18 protein-coding genes are annotated in these 17774 nt (G+C 67.2%); 10 read left to right on the top strand and 8 right to left on the bottom strand.

Features of this window, described 5'->3' with window-relative positions; genetic code table 11:
* The first annotated feature begins 13 nt into the window (after positions 1-13).
* From BLT64_RS14385 to BLT64_RS14400, 4 genes are read left to right on the top strand one after another with little or no spacing between them, the layout of a single operon-like run.
* Complete coding sequence (locus tag BLT64_RS14385) at positions 14-928, top strand: 2-dehydro-3-deoxygalactonokinase (RefSeq protein WP_011751147.1); 915 nt, start codon at positions 14-16, stop codon at positions 926-928.
* Complete coding sequence (locus BLT64_RS14390; RefSeq protein ID WP_011751148.1) at positions 925-1587, top strand: 2-dehydro-3-deoxy-6-phosphogalactonate aldolase; 663 nt, start codon at positions 925-927, stop codon at positions 1585-1587. The genes BLT64_RS14385 and BLT64_RS14390 overlap by 4 nt, the downstream gene beginning before the upstream one ends.
* 58 nt (positions 1588-1645) lie before the next feature.
* On the top strand, positions 1646-2659 hold the full coding sequence (locus BLT64_RS14395; protein WP_011751149.1) for a zinc-binding alcohol dehydrogenase family protein: 1014 nt from the start codon (positions 1646-1648) through the stop codon (positions 2657-2659).
* A complete protein-coding gene (locus BLT64_RS14400) occupies positions 2656-3423 on the top strand; it encodes an SDR family NAD(P)-dependent oxidoreductase (RefSeq protein WP_011751150.1) in 768 nt (255 codons plus the stop codon). The genes BLT64_RS14395 and BLT64_RS14400 overlap by 4 nt, the downstream gene beginning before the upstream one ends.
* Positions 3424-3496: 73 nt before the next feature.
* On the opposite strand, the gene BLT64_RS14405 is transcribed toward BLT64_RS14400, so the two are convergent.
* From BLT64_RS14405 to hutC, 8 genes are read right to left on the bottom strand one after another with little or no spacing between them, the layout of a single operon-like run.
* Positions 3497-4063 carry a TIGR02444 family protein gene (locus BLT64_RS14405; protein ID WP_128493105.1) on the bottom strand — a complete coding sequence of 189 codons (567 nt, stop codon included), beginning with the start codon at positions 4061-4063 and terminating at the stop codon, positions 3497-3499.
* Complete coding sequence (locus BLT64_RS14410; protein WP_011751152.1) at positions 4060-5442, bottom strand: FAD/NAD(P)-dependent oxidoreductase; 1383 nt, start codon at positions 5440-5442, stop codon at positions 4060-4062. The genes BLT64_RS14405 and BLT64_RS14410 overlap by 4 nt, the downstream gene beginning before the upstream one ends.
* Positions 5439-5762, bottom strand: a complete 324-nt coding sequence (locus BLT64_RS14415; RefSeq protein WP_307724455.1) for a (2Fe-2S)-binding protein — start codon at positions 5760-5762, stop codon at positions 5439-5441. Before BLT64_RS14415 ends, BLT64_RS14410 begins: the two co-directional genes overlap by 4 nt.
* Positions 5734-6849, bottom strand: coding sequence for an NAD(P)/FAD-dependent oxidoreductase (locus BLT64_RS14420; RefSeq protein ID WP_011751154.1), 1116 nt, complete (start codon positions 6847-6849; stop codon positions 5734-5736). Before BLT64_RS14420 ends, BLT64_RS14415 begins: the two co-directional genes overlap by 29 nt.
* Entirely contained in the window at positions 6846-7559 is a 714-nt protein-coding gene (locus BLT64_RS14425; protein WP_011751155.1) for an aspartate/glutamate racemase family protein, read from the bottom strand. Before BLT64_RS14425 ends, BLT64_RS14420 begins: the two co-directional genes overlap by 4 nt.
* Complete coding sequence (locus BLT64_RS14430) at positions 7556-8149, bottom strand: UbiX family flavin prenyltransferase (protein ID WP_011751156.1); 594 nt, start codon at positions 8147-8149, stop codon at positions 7556-7558. The genes BLT64_RS14425 and BLT64_RS14430 overlap by 4 nt, the downstream gene beginning before the upstream one ends.
* Position 8150: 1 nt before the next feature.
* A complete protein-coding gene (locus tag BLT64_RS14435) occupies positions 8151-9482 on the bottom strand; it encodes a UbiD family decarboxylase (protein ID WP_011751157.1) in 1332 nt (443 codons plus the stop codon).
* 33 nt (positions 9483-9515) lie between these two features.
* Positions 9516-10268: a histidine utilization transcriptional repressor HutC gene (gene hutC / locus BLT64_RS14440; protein ID WP_041530732.1), complete on the bottom strand. Its 753-nt coding sequence runs from the start codon at positions 10266-10268 to the stop codon at positions 9516-9518.
* 296 nt (positions 10269-10564) lie between these two features.
* Here hutC and BLT64_RS14445 point away from each other — a divergent pair, with 296 nt between their 5' ends.
* The 6 genes from BLT64_RS14445 (at position 10565) to BLT64_RS14470 (ending at position 17703) form a co-directional block, all read left to right on the top strand.
* Positions 10565-12055 carry an aldehyde dehydrogenase gene (locus BLT64_RS14445; RefSeq protein ID WP_041530829.1) on the top strand — a complete coding sequence of 497 codons (1491 nt, stop codon included), beginning with the start codon at positions 10565-10567 and terminating at the stop codon, positions 12053-12055.
* A 5-nt stretch (positions 12056-12060) separates the two neighbouring features.
* Positions 12061-13755: a thiamine pyrophosphate-binding protein gene (locus tag BLT64_RS14450; protein ID WP_041530733.1), complete on the top strand. Its 1695-nt coding sequence runs from the start codon at positions 12061-12063 to the stop codon at positions 13753-13755.
* Between the two features lie 97 nt (positions 13756-13852).
* On the top strand, positions 13853-14875 hold the full coding sequence (locus tag BLT64_RS14455; protein ID WP_011751161.1) for an ABC transporter substrate-binding protein: 1023 nt from the start codon (positions 13853-13855) through the stop codon (positions 14873-14875).
* A 36-nt stretch (positions 14876-14911) separates the two neighbouring features.
* Positions 14912-16048, top strand: a complete 1137-nt coding sequence (locus BLT64_RS14460; RefSeq protein WP_199766651.1) for an ABC transporter ATP-binding protein — start codon at positions 14912-14914, stop codon at positions 16046-16048.
* 3 nt (positions 16049-16051) lie between these two features.
* Positions 16052-16912, top strand: coding sequence for an ABC transporter permease (locus BLT64_RS14465; RefSeq protein ID WP_011751163.1), 861 nt, complete (start codon positions 16052-16054; stop codon positions 16910-16912).
* Positions 16909-17703, top strand: coding sequence for an ABC transporter permease (locus BLT64_RS14470; RefSeq protein WP_011751164.1), 795 nt, complete (start codon positions 16909-16911; stop codon positions 17701-17703). Before BLT64_RS14465 ends, BLT64_RS14470 begins: the two co-directional genes overlap by 4 nt.
* Positions 17704-17774: the final 71 nt, after the last annotated feature.

The raw sequence follows: 17774 nt of genomic DNA on the forward strand, positions 1-17774 counted from the left end.
GCAGGGCTTACACATGGCCACTCACAGCACCCCCCGCTTCGCGGCGGTCGATTGGGGCACCAGCAGCTTCAGGATCTGGCTTGTCGATGCAAGGGGACAAATCCTTGCCGAACGCCGCAGCGCCGAGGGCATGACCGTGGCCCGCGAGACGGGCTTTCGCAAGATCCTCGACGGCCACCTTGCCGCGATGCAGGCCCCCCAGGACCTGGGCGTCGTCATCTGCGGCATGGCCGGCGCGCGGCAGGGCTGGGTCGAGGCCGGCTATCTCGACTGCCCCGCGCCGCTGGACGCTCTGGCGGCGCGGGCCATCCGCGTCGGGCACGAAACCCGGGACATCCGCATCCTGCCCGGCGTGGCGCAGCGCGATGCCGATCATCCCGACGTCATCCGGGGCGAGGAAACCCAGCTTCTGGGCCTCGCGCATGGTGAGGGCGCGCTGACGGTGGTGATGCCCGGGACGCATTCGAAATGGGTGCGGCTGGAGGGGACCACCCTGGCCGGTTTCGCAACCCACATGACCGGCGAGATCTTCCAGGCGCTGACCAGTGCGACCCTGCTGAAGCACGCGGTCGAGGGCGCCACGGGCCGGCGCGACCACGCCGCGTTCCGTGCCGGGGTCCGCGAGACGTTCGCCGCGCCGGCCGGCTGGTCCAGCCGGTTGTTCGAGGTGCGCGGCCGCCAGCTCCTGTTCGGGGCGGATGCCGATGCCGCAAGGGACCGGATTTCCGGCATCCTGATCGGCGCCGAGATCGCCGCGGGGCTGGCGCAGGGTGCGGGCGGATCGCCCCTCCGCATCCTCGCCTCGGGCCGGCTCGCCGATCTTTATATCGAAGCCTTCGAACTGCTCGGCATCGCCTTCGCCGTCGAGGATGCCGACCGCGCGACCCTTGCCGGCCTGACCTTCGCCGCCGGCCGGATCTGGCCATGACCACGCAAACCGGAGTGCCGCATATGTCCTTCCCTGCCCTGAACCTGCCCATCGTCGCCATCCTGCGCGGCATCCGGCCCGACGAGGCCGAGGCGGTCACCCACGAACTGCTCGACGCCGGGTTGCAGGCCATCGAGGTTCCGCTGAACTCGCCCGACGCCTTTCGCTCGATCGAGATCGCGGCGAAACTTGCGCCCGAGGGCGTGCTGATCGGCGCCGGAACCGTCACCCGCGCCGAAGAGGTCGCGAGCCTGCATGATGCGGGCGGGAGGCTGCTGGTCTCGCCCAATATCGACGATGCGGTGATGGAGGCCGCGCGCGGCCTCGGCATGGTGACGATGCCCGGTGTCCTGACGCCCACCGAGGCACTGAGGGCGCTGCGGCTTGGCGCCTCGGCGCTGAAGTTCTTCCCGGCCAGCGTGCTGGGTCCCTCCGGCATCTCGGCGATCCGCACCATCCTGCCGCCCGATGCCACCATCGCGGCGGTCGGCGGCGTCGGAGAAGAGAATTTCGCCAGCTATCTGGCCGCGGGCGTCTCGGCCTTCGGGATCGGCTCGAACCTTTTCCGCCCCGGCCTGTCGGCCAGCGAGGTCGGCGCCCGGGCGCGCAGCATCGTCGCGGCCTACACGGCTGCCGCGCGCTCGGTGCAAAAGGGCTGACGTGGCGCTTCGCCCACCCGGCACGTTCAATTCAGCTTCTACCCAGATGGAGGGGTGCATGAAGGCGCTTATCATCGAAAAGGAAGGCCACACGGTCATCGGCGACATCGCGGAGCCCCGGATGGGCCCGGGTGACGTCCGGGTCCGGGTGTGCCATGTCGGGCTTTGCGGCACCGACTTCAACTCGTATCGCGGGCTCAATCCGCTCGTCACGCTGCCGCGCGTGCCCGGGCACGAGATCGGCGGCGAGATCATCGAGGCAGGCGCATCCGTTCCCGCCGAGTTCGCGCCCGGCCGCCGGGTGGTCGTGGTTCCCTATACCAATTGCGGCGAATGTTCCTCGTGCCGCAAGGGCCGGCTGAACGCCTGCCGCTACAACAAGACCCTGGGCGTCCAGCAGCAGGGCGGCCTGACGCGCGAGATCGTCGTGCCGGCGGAAAAGCTTATCCCGAACGACACGCTGCCGCCCCAGCACCTGGCGCTTGTCGAGCCGCTGGCCGTCGGCTTCCATGCCGTCGCGCGCGGCAAGGTCGGCGCGGGCGATACGGTCGTGGTGCTGGGGTGCGGCATGATCGGCATGGGCGTCCTGATCGGCGCGGCGGCGCGGGGCGCCCGGATCGTGGCCGTGGACATGAGCGCGCAGAAGCTGGACCTGGCCCGCCGTTTCGGCGCGGCGGTCACGCTGAACCCCTCCGAACAGGATGTCGAGCAAACCGTCGCGGAACTGACCGGCGACCTGGGCGCGGACGTGGTCTTCGAGGCGGTGGGCACGCCCGCGACCTTCACCCAATGCATCGCGCTGGCGGGCTATGCGGGACGCGTGGTCTATGTCGGCTATTCCAAGGCGCCTGTCAGCTACGACACGGCCTTCTTCAACCTCAAGGAACTGGACATCCTGGGCTCGCGCAATGCGACGATGCAGGATTTCAGGGACGTCATCGCCCATCTGGAAAAGATCGGCGACATGGCGGACCTGCTGATCTCGAAGGTCTTCCCCTTCTCGCAGGCGGATCAGGCATTCCCCTATTGGAACGACAATCGCGACAATCTCAAGGTGATGGTGGCACTATGAACGACAGCTTCAAGCGGGCTTTCAGCCTGGAAGGCAAGCGTGCGCTGGTGACCGGCGGCGGTTCCGGGCTGGGCGAGGCGATGGCCGCCGCCATGGCCGCCGCCGGCGCCAAGGTCATCCTGGTCGGACGCCGCAAGGACATGCTGGAACAGGCGGCCGGCCGCATCCCCGGCGCCAAGGTCGAAACCGTGGACCTGGCCGACATCGCCGCGCTCGACGCGGCCGCGAAAGCCATCCTGGAGCGGCATGGCAAGATCGACATCCTCGTGAACAATGCCGGGAACACGATCCGCAAGCCGTTCCTTGAGACGACATACGAGGATATAGACGCTGTGGTCGACGTGCATCTGCGCGGTGCGCTGGAGTTCTCGCGCCCGATCATCGCGCGGCAGGCGGAAACCGGCGGCGGCTGTGTCATCTTCACCGCATCGATGGCCTCCTACATGGGCCTGCCCTATGTGATGGGATATACCGTCGCCAAGACCGCCCTGCTGGGTGTCGTGCGCGCCCTTTCCGCCGAGTTCGCCGGCCAGAACGTCCGGGTGAACGGCATCGCGCCGGGCTGGATCGACACGCCGCTTTATCGCGGGGCCACGGGTGCCGATCCCGCGCGCAAGGCCAAGGCCCTTGGCCGAATCCAGATGGGACGCATCGGCGAGGTCGAGGATGTCGGCTGGACCAGCGTATTCCTGGCCTCGGACGCGGCCGCCTATATCACGGGACAGACAGTGGCCGTGGATGGCGGAGCCCTGGCGGGTTTCTGACCTTCGCCGGGCGCGCCTTTGCTCCGAGATGCCAGCCGTTGGGGGCCGGTTTGCAAGGATGCCGCAGCTTGGCTCAGGTCGATGCGCATCCTTTCTCCAGCCCCGCCAGGGCTTCGCAAACATGCCGGGCATCTTCGGGCAGCAGCGCGGCACGGTCCGGGGCTTGAAGGTCCAGCACAAGGCTTGCCGCTTCCTCCAGGGGTTTCTCGCCGCCAGGCCCCGCCGTTGGCGGAAGCGACCGGATCAGGGCATCCAGCACCTCGGCCTCGATCCGCTCGGCCGTGAGCTCCTGCGCCTTGATCGCCTCGCGCAGGGCGGGCACGCGCGGGTTCCAGGCCAGGCTGGCGTCGGATTTCATCGCCGTCCTGATGCGGCGCAGCGGACGGATCACGTCTTGCCGCCATTGCGCGCATGAGGCGTCCAGTGCCCGGATGGCGGCGGCATCCAGCGCCTTGCCCAGAACTGCGCCGTGAAGGACGGCGAGAAACAGCGGGATGTCCAGCCCATATGTCTCCTGCAGGCGCAGGCAGGCCGGAGCCACGCCCGGCGCGGCATAGATCTTCAGCATGAAGGGCCAGAGTGCCGTCGCCTCGTCTTTCTCGGCGGCGCATTTCCCTTTGGGGCCGGCTTGCATCGTCATGGCTCCTCGCTCGCCAGCGCGGCGATCTCGCCCACACTCACCGGCCGAAGCGGCGGCCGGACGGTCAGCCAGCCCGCCTCCTCCATGGTCACGCCGCGTATCCGGGCCGTCAACTGGGCCAGGGTCGGGCCGCAGATCCGGCCCTGGCAGGGGCCCATGCCGCAGCGCAGGAACGCCTTGAGCTGGTTCGGCCCGGCAGCGCCAGCGGCAAGGCTTGCCCGGATCTCGCCGCAGCGCACCTCTTCGCAGCGGCAGGCGACCACCTCGTCCGGGGGCGTCAGCAATTCCGGCGCAGGCCGGTAAAGGCGCTCGATCAGCGGGCGCGCGGCAAGATGGGCGCGACGCGCGCGGCGCGTGGCCGAAACAAGCAGCGGATCGACCTGATGGCCAAGCCGTTCCAGAATGGCCATGGCGGCGATGCGCCCTTCGAGCAAGGCCACCATGGCACCGCCGACCCCGCCGGCATCGCCCGCGACATGGACATGGCCGAGCGAGCTGCACAGATCGCGGTCCCGCGCCGGATGGAAGGCGACCGCAGCCGCGGACCAGAGCATCCGGCATCCCAGGCTGCGCAGCAGATGGGTTTCAGGGATGACGCCTTCGTGCAGGCCGATGCGGGACAGCCGCAGCCTGTGCCGGCCGCGGCCGAGAAAGCGCAGAACAAGGCCGCCGTCCCCATCGGGCTCGATTCCGATCTGACGGGCATTGGTATGGACGGCGATCCCCGCCCGGCGCAGCTGCCACAAGAGCCCCGCGCCCTTGGCCAGATAGGCCGGACCGTGCCCCAGCAACGCGCGCGGCAGGTGCGGCAGCGCCGCAAGCATGGCCCCCGGTCGGGCGGTATCGACCAGCACCAGATCGCGCTTGCCCGCCGTCAGGCATTGCGCGGCATAAAGATAGACAAGCGGCCCCGTCCCCACCAGCGCAAGCGGCCCCCGGGGCAGCAGCCCCTCGCGCTTGAGCAGGATCTGCAGGCCGCCGATGGTGGTCACCCCGGGCAGCGTCCAGCCGGGCAGCGGGACCGGCCGCTCCATCGCGCCGGTCGCGACCAGCAGGTGCCGCGCGGCTTCGCGGCGCAGGCCGCCCGCATCCCTGAGCCAGACCGTGCCGTCCGGTTCGACCCGCCACGCCTCGGTCGAGAAGGCGAGCGTGGCGCCGCTGGCCCGCAGCCGCGCCACCTCGGCCGCACCGGCCCGATAGTCGGGACCAAGGATGGCGGCCCGGCTTTCGGGAACGGTCTCGATACCGCGCCAGATCTGGCCGCCGGGACCGGGCGTCTCGTCGACAAGCAGGACCCGCGCGCCGCGTTCGGCCAACAGGCTGGCGCCGCCGATCCCGGCCGGGCCGGCACCGATGACGATCGCGTCCCAGCGGCTCATTTCCCCGCCCCCGCCGCATCGCGCCGCGCGCCGATCTGGCGGCGCACCTTCATCCCGGCTCGTGCGGCCACCATGCAGGCACGCTGGTTGTCCTGGCCGTCTATGCTCACGAGGCAATCGAAACAGGCGCCCATCAGGCACCATGGCCCGCGCGCGGCGCCGGAAACCGGGGTTTCGCGGAAAGCCGTGACGCCAGCGGCCATCAACGCGCCGGCCACCGTCTCTCCGGGCCGGAAGCGCAGCGGACGGCCTTCGAAGAACAGTTCGGGACCCGCCTCGGGGGTGGGGGGGTCAAGTCGGATGAACGGCAAGGCGCGCACTCCGCATGGATCGGGGGGCGGGGCCAAGATCGCCCCGGGCCAAGGCGGGGCCGAGGTCGAGCGCATGCAGGCTCGCCAGCGTGACCCCGCTGTGACAGGTGACGAGGAATGCCCCCGGCATCTCGGGCGATTCGTCATAGATCGGCAGGCCGTCCGGCGTCATGATCCTGAGCGCGGCCCAGGCCCGGACCAGACGCGCCGAGCGCAGGGCCGGGAACAGCCGCGTGCCGATGCGGCAAAGCCGGGCGATGGCCTCGACCTCGGTCGCGGTCGAAAAGCCGGCATCCTCATGCGTGCTGCCCAGCAGCACCGTGCCCTCGCGGCTTTGGCGGATGGCGCTGGCAGGATGGTGCAGGAAGGGCGCCACCCGGTCTGTCACCACAATCTGGCCGCGCTCGGGCATCAGACGCGGCTCCAGCCCGATCTGGCGCGCCAGCGCATCGGCGCCAAGGCCGGCCGCGATGACGATCCGGCGGCCCGTCACCTCGGCCCCCGAGGCATCGCGGATCGCAAAGCCCCGATGCGGATCCCGCCGGATCTCGCGCGCCGAGAAATTCGTCCGCAGCCGGCCGCCGTGCCGGACCAGCCCTTCGTGAAAGGCGCGCAAGGCGAACAGCGGGCTGACCTCGCCATCGAGGTCGGAAAGCGAGGCGCCAAGCACCTGCGGACCGATGCCCGGCGCCCTCTCGCGCAGGGCTTCGCGGTCAAGCAACTCGATGCTGATATCGGCGGCTTCAGCACGGGTGCGGGCGATCAGCGCCCGGCGCTGTTCCATCTCTTCTGCCGAGCAGCAGAAATGCAGCCCGCCGCCGCCGCGCCAGCCGATGTCGATCCCGCTTTCCTCGCCCAGGATGCGGGCAAGCTCGGGCCATCGCCTGCCGGCACGGATCGACCAATGCATGTAGTCGGGATGGCCAAGCCCCTTGCCCTGCAGCCAGACCAGGCCGAAATTCCCGCGCGAGGCGCGAAAGGCGATGTCGCCCTCGTCCAGCAGGGTCACGTCGGCACCCGCCCGCGCAGCACCCCAGGCAAGCGCCGCGCCGATCAGGCCACCGCCGATGACGACCAGTTCGCCGGCCACGCTCATCCCGGCCAATCCGGCGGTTGCAGGGACAGGTGCATCCAGCGCAGGAGCGTGACGATATCGAAGACCGGAAGACCGAACCGACGCGAGACCGCCGCCGAATAGGGCGGCAGGTTGGCGCATTCGAAGACCAGCGCGCCGACCTCGGGGTGACGGTCCAGCAGTTCCGCCACCGTGGCCATCACGTCGGCCTCTTGCGCGGCGCGGTCGACCTCGGGCGCCTGCTCGCGCATGTTGCGCAGCAACGGCCCGTCGAAGGGCAGCGCCGCGATGGGCAGCCCGGCTTGCGCACCCACGCCGCGGAAATGCCGCTCGTCCAGCGCAGAAAGGTCCGAGACGATCAGCCCCGGCACCCGCCCTGCGGGCAGGATGCGCCGGATCATCGGGATCTGCAGCAACGCCGAGGACAGGAAGGGCACCGGCGAATGCCGGACCAGCTCGTCCTGGAGCGCGGCGAGGAAACCGCAACTGGTGGTGATCGCCGAACAGCCCAGCCCGGCCAGGTCGTCTATCGCGGCGCGAAAGGCGTCCAGGGCATGGCGCGGATCGCCCTCGATCACGTCGCGCGGCCTGACGCCACGCACCACGCGGAACTGCACCGCAAAGGGCCAGGTGCCGGCATGGGCGATGTCGCCGGGCAGGCGGCGAAACCCGGTATCCAGCACGATGATGCCCAGCATAACCCCGTGAACCGTGCGGCGCGCGGGGGTCATGGCATCTCTCCGGCAAGGGCGTCCTTCAACCCGCTCCAGCGCCGCACCGCCCCGGTGTCGATATCGAAAAGGTCCAGCGCCCGCGCGGTGGAATGGGCCACCACCTCGTCCAGATCCCGCGGCCTGGCGTAAAAGGCCGGCACGGGCGGCATGATGATCGCGCCCATCTGCGTCAGCCGCGTCATCGTCTCCAGATGGCCCAGGTGCAGCGGCGTCTCGCGCAGCATCAGCACCAGCCGGCGGCGTTCCTTGAGCACGACATCCGCGGCACGGCTCATCAGGGTCGAGGTGACGCCGGTGGCGATCTCGGACATGGTTCTGACCGAACAGGGCGCGACCAGCATGCCCACGGTGCGAAACGAGCCCGAGGCGATGCTGGCGCCGATATCGGCCACCGGATGGATCACGTCCGCGCGGCCCTCCAGGTCCGCGCCTCTAAGGCCAAGCTCCTGGTTCAGCGTCAGCAGGGCCGAGCGGGACACCACCAGATGGGTTTCCACGCCCGCCTGCCGCGCCAATGCCAGGGCCGCGATGCCATAGGCGGCACCCGAAGCGCCGGAGATGCCGATGACCAGCCGCCGTGCGCCCATGTCAGTGCCCCGGGAACCAGTCTTCGGCGCGGACCTGTTCTCCAAGGCGCAGGCGCTTGCGCTCGAACTCGGCCTCGCGGCCCCATGGCTTGGTGGCATCGACCAGAAGCCGGCCCCAGTGGTCCTTTTGCTCGTCGCGATAGAAGGACGGGGTTTCGGGGATGATCATCATGTCCTTGTCGGGTCGGCAGCGGGTCAGGATCGCCCATTGCACGTCGTCCATGTCGTAGATGTCCACGTCGGTATCGACCACGGTGATCTGCTTGGCCCAGATCGGCTCGGCGCCGATGGTGGCCAGCATGACCTGGCGGGCATGGCCCTCGAACTGCGGCTCGATCTGCACGACGGCATGGTTCACGAAGGGCTGGCAGGTGACGTTGACGATCCCCGGCAAGGCCGCGGAAAGCCGCTGGTAGATGTTGGCCGAAACCGAAAGCTCCAGCGTCAGCACCTCTTCGGGCGAGCCGCAAAGGATGGAATGGAACATCGCATCCTTGCGCACAGTGACGCCCAGCACCTGGAAGACCGCATTGGGGGCCTCAGCCACGTAATAGCCCATGAATTCGCCGAATGGCCCTTCGGGCAGGCGGACGTTGGGCAGGAAGCGGCCCTCGATCACCACCTCGGTCTCGGCCGGCACCTCGAGGCCGATATGGTTGCACTTGCGCATGGCGACGGGCTTGCCGCGCAGCCGGGCCGCTACCTCGAGCTCGTCCACGTCATAGGGCAAGGGCGCGGCCGCGGTCAGGAAGGCATGGGCCGGTGGTCCGATAAGCATCGCGGCTTCCAGCGGCCGGCCCATCTTTTCGGCTTTCTCGTGATAGATCGTCAGATGGTGGCGCGGCGCAAGGCGGCAGCGCAACTCGCCGTCGTCGATATACATCGAGCGGTGATAGGACAGGTTGCCCACCCCCGTCTCGGGATCCTTCGCGATGAACATGGCCGAGGTGAAATAGGCCCCGCCATCGCGGTCGGAATAGGTGATGAGGGGCAGGTCGGAGAGCCTGACCTCTTCATATTCCGGCAGATTGGCCGGGGCGGCGGCAACAAGCGGCTGCTTCATGTCTGCCGCGCCCAGCGATGAGAGCCTGCTCCATTGCCGGCAGAAATCGGCGGCGTCGATGCCGATCACCTCGCCCAGCCGCTCGCGCGTGCTGTAGACGTTGCTCACGACAGGAAAGCGGGTGCCCTTCACATTGGTGAACATCACCGGCCTGGCCCATTTCTTCTGCGCAAGCTGGGTGACGGCGGCAAGCTCATGCGCGGGATCGATCTCGCGATCGACGACCAGCAGGTCGCCACGGGCCTCGAGCTTGCGGACGAACTCTCTCATGTCGGACTCCTTGGGGTGTTTCCCTGCACGGGATCAGCGGGTCTTTCCGCCCTGAAGCGTGGGCACGATGCGGTTGGAGCGCGCCTCATGGGTCGAGCGCAGGCGATAACGGTCGCCGGGATAGATGAAGCGGCTGCGCGTGACGGGAATGCCGTCCCGCCAGGTCGAACGGTCCAGCAGCAGGCAGGGCTGGTTCTCGTCGATCTGCAGATGCTTGCGCACCTCTTCGTCGGCACGGATGGCGCGGATCGTGTTGTCCACGGTCGTCACGCTGGTCTCGCGCAAAAGCCAGTTATGCGGCGTGATGCGCGAGAAATCCTGCTCAAGATAGGCCGGTGCCTCGGCAGCGTTCACATAGCGATCCTCAAGCTGGATCGGCGTGCCGTCCTCAAGATGCAGCAGGCGCGAGTGAAAGACGGTGTCGTCCGGCGAAAGCTGAAGCATGTTGCGCCCCGGACTGTCGCGCCCCAGGATCGCATGCTGAAGCACCCGGCAGGAATGCGCGCCGCCCGAGAAGGCGATCTCCTCGGAGATGTCGGGCAGGTTGAAGACCGCGCATTGCATCCGCGGCCCGATGACGAAGGTGCCCCGCCCCTGGATGCGCAGCAGCACGCCATCGGTCTGCAACTCTCGCAGCGCCCGGCGCACGGTCAGCCGCGAGGCGCCGAATTCGCCCGCCAGATCCTCTTCCGAAGGCACCTGGAAGTTCGCCGGCCATTCCTCGGTCTCGATCCTGCGATCGATCGCGCTCTTGATCTGTTCGTAAAGGGGCTGATCCGTATTCACTGCACCGTCCAAAGTAATATCATTATTGATCCGTTATCATCCCACACTTCCCGGCATTGCAAGTGGAATCTGGTCATTTCATCCGTTTCATGGACCGAAAATCGCCCAAAAGAAGCCTTTTCTTGCATACTTGCCTAAATTATAGGCAAATAACGCTATGATTTACCATCGAAGATTCTGTTGTTGACAGACAATAACAATATCATTTTCTATGATAAGGCATATGGTAGCCGAGTCGATTTCAGGACTTTAGGTCGCGACACGGCAAGCAGCAGCCCTGCAAGAATGGAGTGACCATGCCCGCCGAAAGCCTGCCGAAACTGTCCATGTATATCGACGGCCAATGGGTCGCTCCGGCGTCGGGGGAATATCTCGAGACGGTGGACCCCTATACGGCCAAGCCCTGGGCGCTGGTTCCGCGCGGCAATGCCCAGGACGCCGACCGGGCCATCCAGGCCGCGCACCGCGCCTTCAGGGAGGGGCCCTGGGGCAGGATGCATCCCAGCGCGCGCGGCCGCATCATCTCGAAATTCGGCGATCTGATCGAGGCGAATGCCGATGCGCTGGCCGAGATCGAGGTGCGCGACAACGGCCGGCTGCTGGCCGAGATGCGCCACCAGATCCGCTATATCCCGCGCTGGTATCACTATTACGCCGGCCTGGCCGACAAGATCGAGGGGGCGGTCCATCCCTGCGACAAGGAGGCGCTGAGCTTTTCGCGCCACGAGCCGCTGGGCGTCTGCGTCGGCATCGTGCCCTGGAACGCGCCGCTGTTCCTGTTCTCGCTCAAGGCCGCGCCGGCGCTGGCGGCGGGCTGCACCCTGGTGATGAAGCCGGCCGAACATACCTCGGCCACGGCGCTCAAGCTGATGGAACTGGTCGAGGAGGCGGGGTTTCCACCGGGCGTCATCAACGTCGTCACGGGCTACGGCCCCGAGGTGGGCGAGCCCCTGGTCACCCATCCGCTGACGCGCCATGTCGGCTTTACCGGCTCGACCAAGACCGGCGCGCATCTTTACTCGCTGGCGGCCAGGGACATCAAGCGCGTCAGCCTGGAACTGGGCGGCAAGTCCCCCAACATCGTCTTCGACGATGCCGACCTGGACAATGCCGTGCGCGGCGTGGTGGGCGGCATCTTCGGCGCCGTGGGCCAGACCTGCATCGCCGGCTCGCGGCTTCTGGTGCATCGCAAGGTGCATGACCAGTTCCTGGAAAAGCTGGCCGCATTCACCAGGACCGCCCGCATCGGCGACCCCAGGCACATGGACACCCGGATCGGCCCCATCGCCAACGCAATGCAATATCAAAAGGTGCTGGGCTATATCGACATCGCCCGCGATGAGGGTGCCGAACTGGTCCTGGGCGGCAAGCGCCCCGACATCGAGGAATGCGCAAGCGGCTTCTTCATCGAGCCGACGATCTTTGCCGGCGTGAACAACGACATGCGCATCGCCCGGGAGGAGGTCTTCGGCCCCGTTCTGGCGGCCATCCCCTTCGACGAGCCCGAAGAGGCCGTCGCCATCGCCAACGACAGCGAATTCGGGTTGGCTGCCGGGGTCTGGACCGCCGACATGCGCCGCGCGCTGCTGATGTCCCAGCGGATCGAGGCTGGCAGCGTCTGGGTCAACACCTATCGCGACGTCTCCTACACCACGCCCTTCGGCGGCTACAAGAAAAGCGGCATCGGCCGCGAGAACGGCATCGAGGGCATCCGCGAGTTCCTCCAGACCAAGGCCGTCTGGCTTTCGACCGCCGAGGAAATCGCCAACCCCTTCGTCATCGGATGAGCGTCATGAGAAAAGGTGCCGAAATCCTTGCCGACGAACTGGCGCTGAACGGCGCGCGGATCGTCTATCATGTGCCGGGCGAAAGCTTTCTGGTCGCGCTCGACGCGCTGGCGACACGACATCCCGACATCCGCGCGATCAGCTGCCGCCACGAAAACGGCGCGGCGCAGATGGCCGAGGCGCATGGCAAGCTGACGGGCCAGCCGGGCGTGGCCTTCGTCACCCGCAGCCCCGGCGCGACCAATGCGGTCAATGGCGTCCACACCGCCTTTCAGGACGGCTCGCCCATGATCCTGATCGTGGGCCAGGTGAAACGCGCGATCCTGGAGCGCGAAGCCTTCATGTCCTACGACTTCCGCACGATGTTCGCGCCCATGGCGAAATGGGTGGCGCAGATCGACGACCCCGCCCGCATTCCCGAATTCGTCCAGCGCGCCTGGGCCACAGCCCTGTCCGGCCGGCGCGGTCCGGTGGTGCTGGTCGTGCCCGAGGACGTGCTGGAAGAGATGAGCGACGTTCCCCCCTCGGCCCGCCCGGCGCAGCCGTCGCGCGCCGGGGCACCCCGGGACGAGGACATGGCGCAGATCTTCGGCATGCTCGCCCAGGCCCAGCGCCCGCTGGTCGTCGTCGGCGGCTCGGACTGGAGCGAGGCCGCGCGCGAGGATATCCAGGACTTCGCCGGCCGGCTGGGCCTGCCGGTGGTGACGACGTTCCGGCGCCGCGACATCATCGACCACCGCCTGGATTGCTATGCGGGCGAGATCGGCATCGGCGCCAATCCCGCGCTGCTTGCCCATATCAAGGAGGCGGATTTCGTGCTGATGCTCAACGATGCGTTGAGCGACGTGAACACCATCGGCGCGGGCTACATGGAGGGGTTCACGCTTTTCTCGATCCCGCATCCAAAGCAGAAAATCGTCCATGTCATGGCCGACCACGGCGATCTGAACCGGGTGTTCCAGGTCGACCTGGCACTGGCGGCCGACAACGACGCCACCACCCGCGCCCTGGCCAGCCGGGATGCCCGCCCCCTGCCGGCACATGCGGAATGGACCGCAAGGCTGCGGGCGACCCTGCTGGCCGAGCGCGAGCCCCAGCCCTGCCCCGGCGCGATCGACCTGCCCCGCGTGATGGGCTGGCTGCGCGAACGCCTGCCCGAAGATGCCATCGTCACCAATGGCGTCGGCGCCTATGCCACCTGGAGCCAGCGCTATTTCCCGCATTACCGCCTGCATACCCAGCTTGGCCCCATCAGCGGCAGCATGGGCTATTCCCTGCCGGCCGCCATCGCGGCCAAGCTGGCCCATCCCGAGCGGGTCGTGGTGGATTTCGTCGGGGACGGCTGCTTCCAGATGAGCAGCGAGGAACTGGCGACGGCGGTGCAATATGGCGCCAATATCGTCATCCTGCTCTACAATAACGGGCTTTACGGCACGATCCGCATCCATGAGGAAAACCGCCTCGACGGGCGGACCAACGGCACCGACCTGACCAATCCCGACTTCGTGCTGCTGGCAAAAGCCTATGGCGCCCATGGCGAACGCGTGACCACGACAGAGGAGTTCGCCCCGGCCTTCGAACGCGCCCTGGCAGCCGGAAGGCCCGCCCTGATCGAGATGGTGATCGACCCCGAAGCCATCCATTGCCGCTATTCGCTCAGCGATCTTCGTGCCCGGCGTGCGGCGCGGGCGCAGGGCTGAGCATCGCAAACCCGCCGCGCCCGCCGCAGAAGCGGGCCGGCAGAACCCCCGGGGGCGACGCTCCAGCCGCCCCTTCATCCCCAACAGGAGTCCCCCCATGAACACCAAGCTTCTTTTCGCCGGCCTCGCCCTTTCGGCCTCCTGGGCCGGCGCGGCCTCGGCCCAGGATTGCATGCTGCGCGTCACCACCTGGGGCGGCAGCTACCAGGCTACCTATGAATCCGTGGCCGAAGCCTTTGAAAAGGCCAACAACTGCCGCATCGAATGGGTCGTGGGCTCAAGCCCGGATCACCTGATCAAGGCCCGGCTTGGGCAGGTGGACGTCGTGACCAACACGCTGCTCAACTCCATCGCCGGCGAGAAAGAGGGGCTCTGGGCGCCGCTCGATCCCCAGAAGATCCCGAACATGGCCAATCTCTACGACAATGCCGTCTATTCGGATCATACGATCTTCGCCAATGTCGGCGATTACGTGCTGGCCTATAACACCGAGCAGATTTCCGAGCCGCCCACCAGTTGGGACGCGCTGTGGAATCCCGACTACAGAAGCGCGGCGGTGATCTATGGCATCGACCACATCCCGACGCTGAGCCTGACGGTGATGGAGGCCGAACAGAACGGCGGCGGCATCGACAATATCGAGCCGGGCCTGGACCGCATGGCCGAGCTGTTCAAGAGCGGCAACCTGATCGGGGCGCTGGATGTGGAAAGCCAGATGGTGTCGCTGTTCGAGACGGGCGATGCCTGGATCGGGATGCTGGCCACCGGGCGGATGCGCGACCTGCTGTCGAAGGGGGCGGAGAACATCGCCTTCGTGCGGCCCGAGGAGGGCACCTTCCCGCTGATCTCGACCATCAACATCCACAAGGACGCGACCGATCCCGACATGGCGGCGAAATTCGTGGACTACGTCCTCAGCCCCGAGGTCCAGGTGGCCTTTGCCACGCGCAACCTCTATGCGCCCACGGTGAAGAATGCCGAGGTGCCCGAGGACACCCCCTATCGCGACCTGCTGGTGATGGGCGACGCCTTCGAGCGCCTCTACCTGCCGGATCAGGAAAAGATCACCGCCAACAAGGCCGACTGGCAGCAGCAGCTGAACCAGAAGATCGGGCGCTGAGCGGTTCGATCCCCGTGGCGACCGGACCAGGTCGCCATGACCCGCAGGGCCGGCGACGGCCGCAAGAACCAGGATGAAATGCAGCCCATGTCCGATGATGCCATTCAAGTCCGGCGAGTCATGAAAAGCTACGGCACCATGCTGGCCGTGGACGATGTCTCGTTCAACGTCGCCGAGGGCGAGTTCGTCTCGCTCCTCGGCCCAAGCGGCTGCGGCAAGACCACCACGCTGCGCATGATCGCCGGTTTCACCGACACCTCGGGCGGTGCGATCCGCGTGCATGGCCGCGAGGTCACCCACCTGCCGCCCGAAAAGCGCGACCTGGGCTTCGTGTTCCAGAACTATGCGCTGTGGCCGCATATGACGGTCGCCGAGAACGTGGCCTTCGGGCTGAAGCTGCGCCGCAAGCCGCGGGATGTCATCCGCAACAAGATCGAAGAGGCGCTGTCCGTCACCGGCCTCTCGGGTTACGAGGACCGGCTGCCGCGCCAGCTTTCGGGCGGGCAGCAACAGCGGGTGGCGCTGGCCCGCGCGCTGGCGCTTGAGCCGCAGGTGCTGCTGATGGACGAGCCGCTGTCGAACCTCGACCGCGCGCTGCGGGTGGTCATGCGCCGTGAACTCAAGGAGTTGCAGGCGCGCATGAAGATGACCACGCTTTATGTGACCCATGACCAGGAAGAGGCGCTTTCGATGTCGAACCGGGTCGTGATCATGAACGGCGGCCGCGTCGAGCAGATCGCGGCGCCCTACGAGCTTTACGAAAATCCGGCCACGCGCTTCGTCGCGGATTTCGTGGGCATCACCAATTTCCTGGAAGGCACCGCCAGCGACATGGGCGGCGGCATGGTCGGGGTGCGGCTGCCCTCGGGCCAGGTGCTGCACGCCCAGGCGCGGGTGCCGGTCGCGCAAGGAGGCGCCGTGCGCGCATTGATCCGCCCCGAGCGGGTGACGATTTCCCCGGCCGAGCTTTCGGGGCCGAACGTGCTGGCCGGCCGGGTCGAGCTTTCGGAATATTTCGGCGCCGTGCTGCGCTATACCGTCCGGCTCGACAGCGGCGAGATCCTGCGCGCGGAAGTGCATAACTTCGACGAATTCATCGCCGGCGGCAGCAGGGTCTGGATCTGCACGCTGCCCGAACACCTGCGGGTGATCCCGCATGACCCGCGGGGCTGAGCGATGATCCGACGCCTGCTTCCCCCGCTTGCCCCCGCGCTGGTCGCGCTGCTGATCTTCGTCGCGCTGCCCATGTTCTGGGTGCTGCGCACCAGCTTCAACGAACTGGCCGACGGCGCCTATGTCGTCGAGGCGATGACGCTCGACAACTACGCCCGCTTCCTGGGCGATCCCTGGTATCTGGTAAACACGCTGTGGTTCTCGATCCGCATCGCGCTGGTGGCGACGGCGATCTCGGTCATATGCGGCTATCCAGTCGCGCTCTACATCGTGAAGACGACGGGATTGCAGCGCAACATCCTGATGGCGCTGGTCATGGCGCCGCTGCTGATCGGCCTGGTAACCCTGGTCTATGGCTGGATCGTGATCTTTCGCGGCGGCGGGCTGCTCAATTCGCTGATGATCGCGCTGCATGTCTATGACCGCCCGGTGCGCTACATGTGGGACATCAAGGGCGTGGTGATCCTGCTGGTCTATATCGGCGCGCCCTATGTGGTGCTGTCGCTGCTCGACAGCCTGGAACGCATCAGCCCCTATCTGGTCGAGGCCGCGCGCAATGTCGGCGCCAGCCGCTGGACCGCCTTCTGGAAGGTGGTCTTCCCGATGACCATGCCGGGGCTCTATGCCGGTCTCGTCATCGTCTTTTCGCTGAACTTCTCGGCCTTCGCGGTGCCGCTTATGATCGGCGACAGCAATACGCAGATGATCGGCCTGATCATCTATCGCGAGGCGCTGCTGAACAACGACCTGCCCTTTGCCTCGGCGCTGTCGGTGATCATGGTGGCGGTGAATGCGCTGATCCTTGTGGGCATGGCCGCGTTTTTCGGCCGTATCATCCTCAACCGGCTGGAGGCAAAGCGATGACGCGGCCTGATCTTGGCACGATTGCCCTGCGGTTCTTCACGCTGCTGATGATGGCCTTCCTGATCTTCCCGATCGCGGTGACGCTGGTCGTGGCGGTCAACCCGCGCGAGTTCATCCTGCCGCCGAACGGCTTCACGCTGGACTGGTTCAAGGCAGCCTGGAGTTCCAAGACCTTCCTGCGCGGCATGGGCGTCAGCCTGGTGCTTGGCCTTGTCGCCGCCACCCTGGCGAATGCGCTGGCGCTGCCGGCCGCCATGGCGCTGGTGCGGAACGATTTCCGCGGCAAGGGCGCCGTCAATCTTGTCCTGATGTCGCCGCTGCTGATCCCGACCACCATCTTCAGCCTGGCGCTCTATATCTGGTTCGTGCGGGTGGGCTACGGCTCGGGCCTGGTGCCGCTGCTGGTGGGGCATACGATCCACGTCATGCCCTATGCGCTGCGCATCCTGACGGCCAGCCTGCACAATCTCGATCCCAGCTACGAAGAGGCCGCGCGCAACGTGGGCGCCGGGCGGACCCGCACGCTGTTCTCGATCACGCTGCCGGTCATCCGCACCGGGCTGATCTCCAGCTTCGCGCTGTGTTTCATCCTGTCCTGGAACGATTTCCCGATCTCGGTCTTCCTGGCGCCGCCGGGCTGGACGCCGCTTCCGGTCGAGCTCTTTTCCTACATCAAGTTCCAGTATGACGCGGTGGCCGCGGCGCTGGCCGGATCGCTTATCCTGCTGTCGGCGCTGGCCATGGTGATCATCGACCGGCTGGCGGGCCTGCGCCGCGTCCTGCGCTCCTGACCTGCGCAGCCCCAGAAGGGCGGCGATCACCGCATCCAGAAGCATCGCCTGGCGCTCGACGGCAAGCGCCC

The organism is Paracoccus denitrificans, assembly GCF_900100045.1.
Taxonomy (GTDB): Bacteria; Pseudomonadota; Alphaproteobacteria; order Rhodobacterales; family Rhodobacteraceae; genus Paracoccus; species Paracoccus denitrificans.

Bases quoted from the DNA above. Each gene is read 5' to 3' on its own strand.
- BLT64_RS14385 (WP_011751147.1), top strand. From the start codon at position 14: ATGGCCACTCACAGCACCCCCCGCTTCGCGGCGGTCGATTGGGGCACC.
- BLT64_RS14390 (WP_011751148.1), top strand. From the start codon at position 925: ATGACCACGCAAACCGGAGTGCCGCATATGTCCTTCCCTGCCCTGAAC.
- BLT64_RS14395 (WP_011751149.1), top strand. From the start codon at position 1,646: ATGAAGGCGCTTATCATCGAAAAGGAAGGCCACACGGTCATCGGCGAC.
- BLT64_RS14400 (WP_011751150.1), top strand. From the start codon at position 2,656: ATGAACGACAGCTTCAAGCGGGCTTTCAGCCTGGAAGGCAAGCGTGCG.
- BLT64_RS14405 (WP_128493105.1), bottom strand. From the start codon at position 4,063: ATGACGATGCAAGCCGGCCCCAAAGGGAAATGCGCCGCCGAGAAAGAC.
- BLT64_RS14410 (WP_011751152.1), bottom strand. From the start codon at position 5,442: ATGAGCCGCTGGGACGCGATCGTCATCGGTGCCGGCCCGGCCGGGATC.
- BLT64_RS14420 (WP_011751154.1), bottom strand. From the start codon at position 6,849: ATGAGCGTGGCCGGCGAACTGGTCGTCATCGGCGGTGGCCTGATCGGC.
- BLT64_RS14425 (WP_011751155.1), bottom strand. From the start codon at position 7,559: ATGACCCCCGCGCGCCGCACGGTTCACGGGGTTATGCTGGGCATCATC.
- BLT64_RS14430 (WP_011751156.1), bottom strand. From the start codon at position 8,149: ATGGGCGCACGGCGGCTGGTCATCGGCATCTCCGGCGCTTCGGGTGCC.
- BLT64_RS14435 (WP_011751157.1), bottom strand. From the start codon at position 9,482: ATGAGAGAGTTCGTCCGCAAGCTCGAGGCCCGTGGCGACCTGCTGGTC.
- BLT64_RS14445 (WP_041530829.1), top strand. From the start codon at position 10,565: ATGCCCGCCGAAAGCCTGCCGAAACTGTCCATGTATATCGACGGCCAA.
- BLT64_RS14450 (WP_041530733.1), top strand. From the start codon at position 12,061: ATGAGAAAAGGTGCCGAAATCCTTGCCGACGAACTGGCGCTGAACGGC.
- BLT64_RS14455 (WP_011751161.1), top strand. From the start codon at position 13,853: ATGAACACCAAGCTTCTTTTCGCCGGCCTCGCCCTTTCGGCCTCCTGG.
- BLT64_RS14460 (WP_199766651.1), top strand. From the start codon at position 14,912: ATGACCCGCAGGGCCGGCGACGGCCGCAAGAACCAGGATGAAATGCAG.
- BLT64_RS14465 (WP_011751163.1), top strand. From the start codon at position 16,052: ATGATCCGACGCCTGCTTCCCCCGCTTGCCCCCGCGCTGGTCGCGCTG.
- BLT64_RS14470 (WP_011751164.1), top strand. From the start codon at position 16,909: ATGACGCGGCCTGATCTTGGCACGATTGCCCTGCGGTTCTTCACGCTG.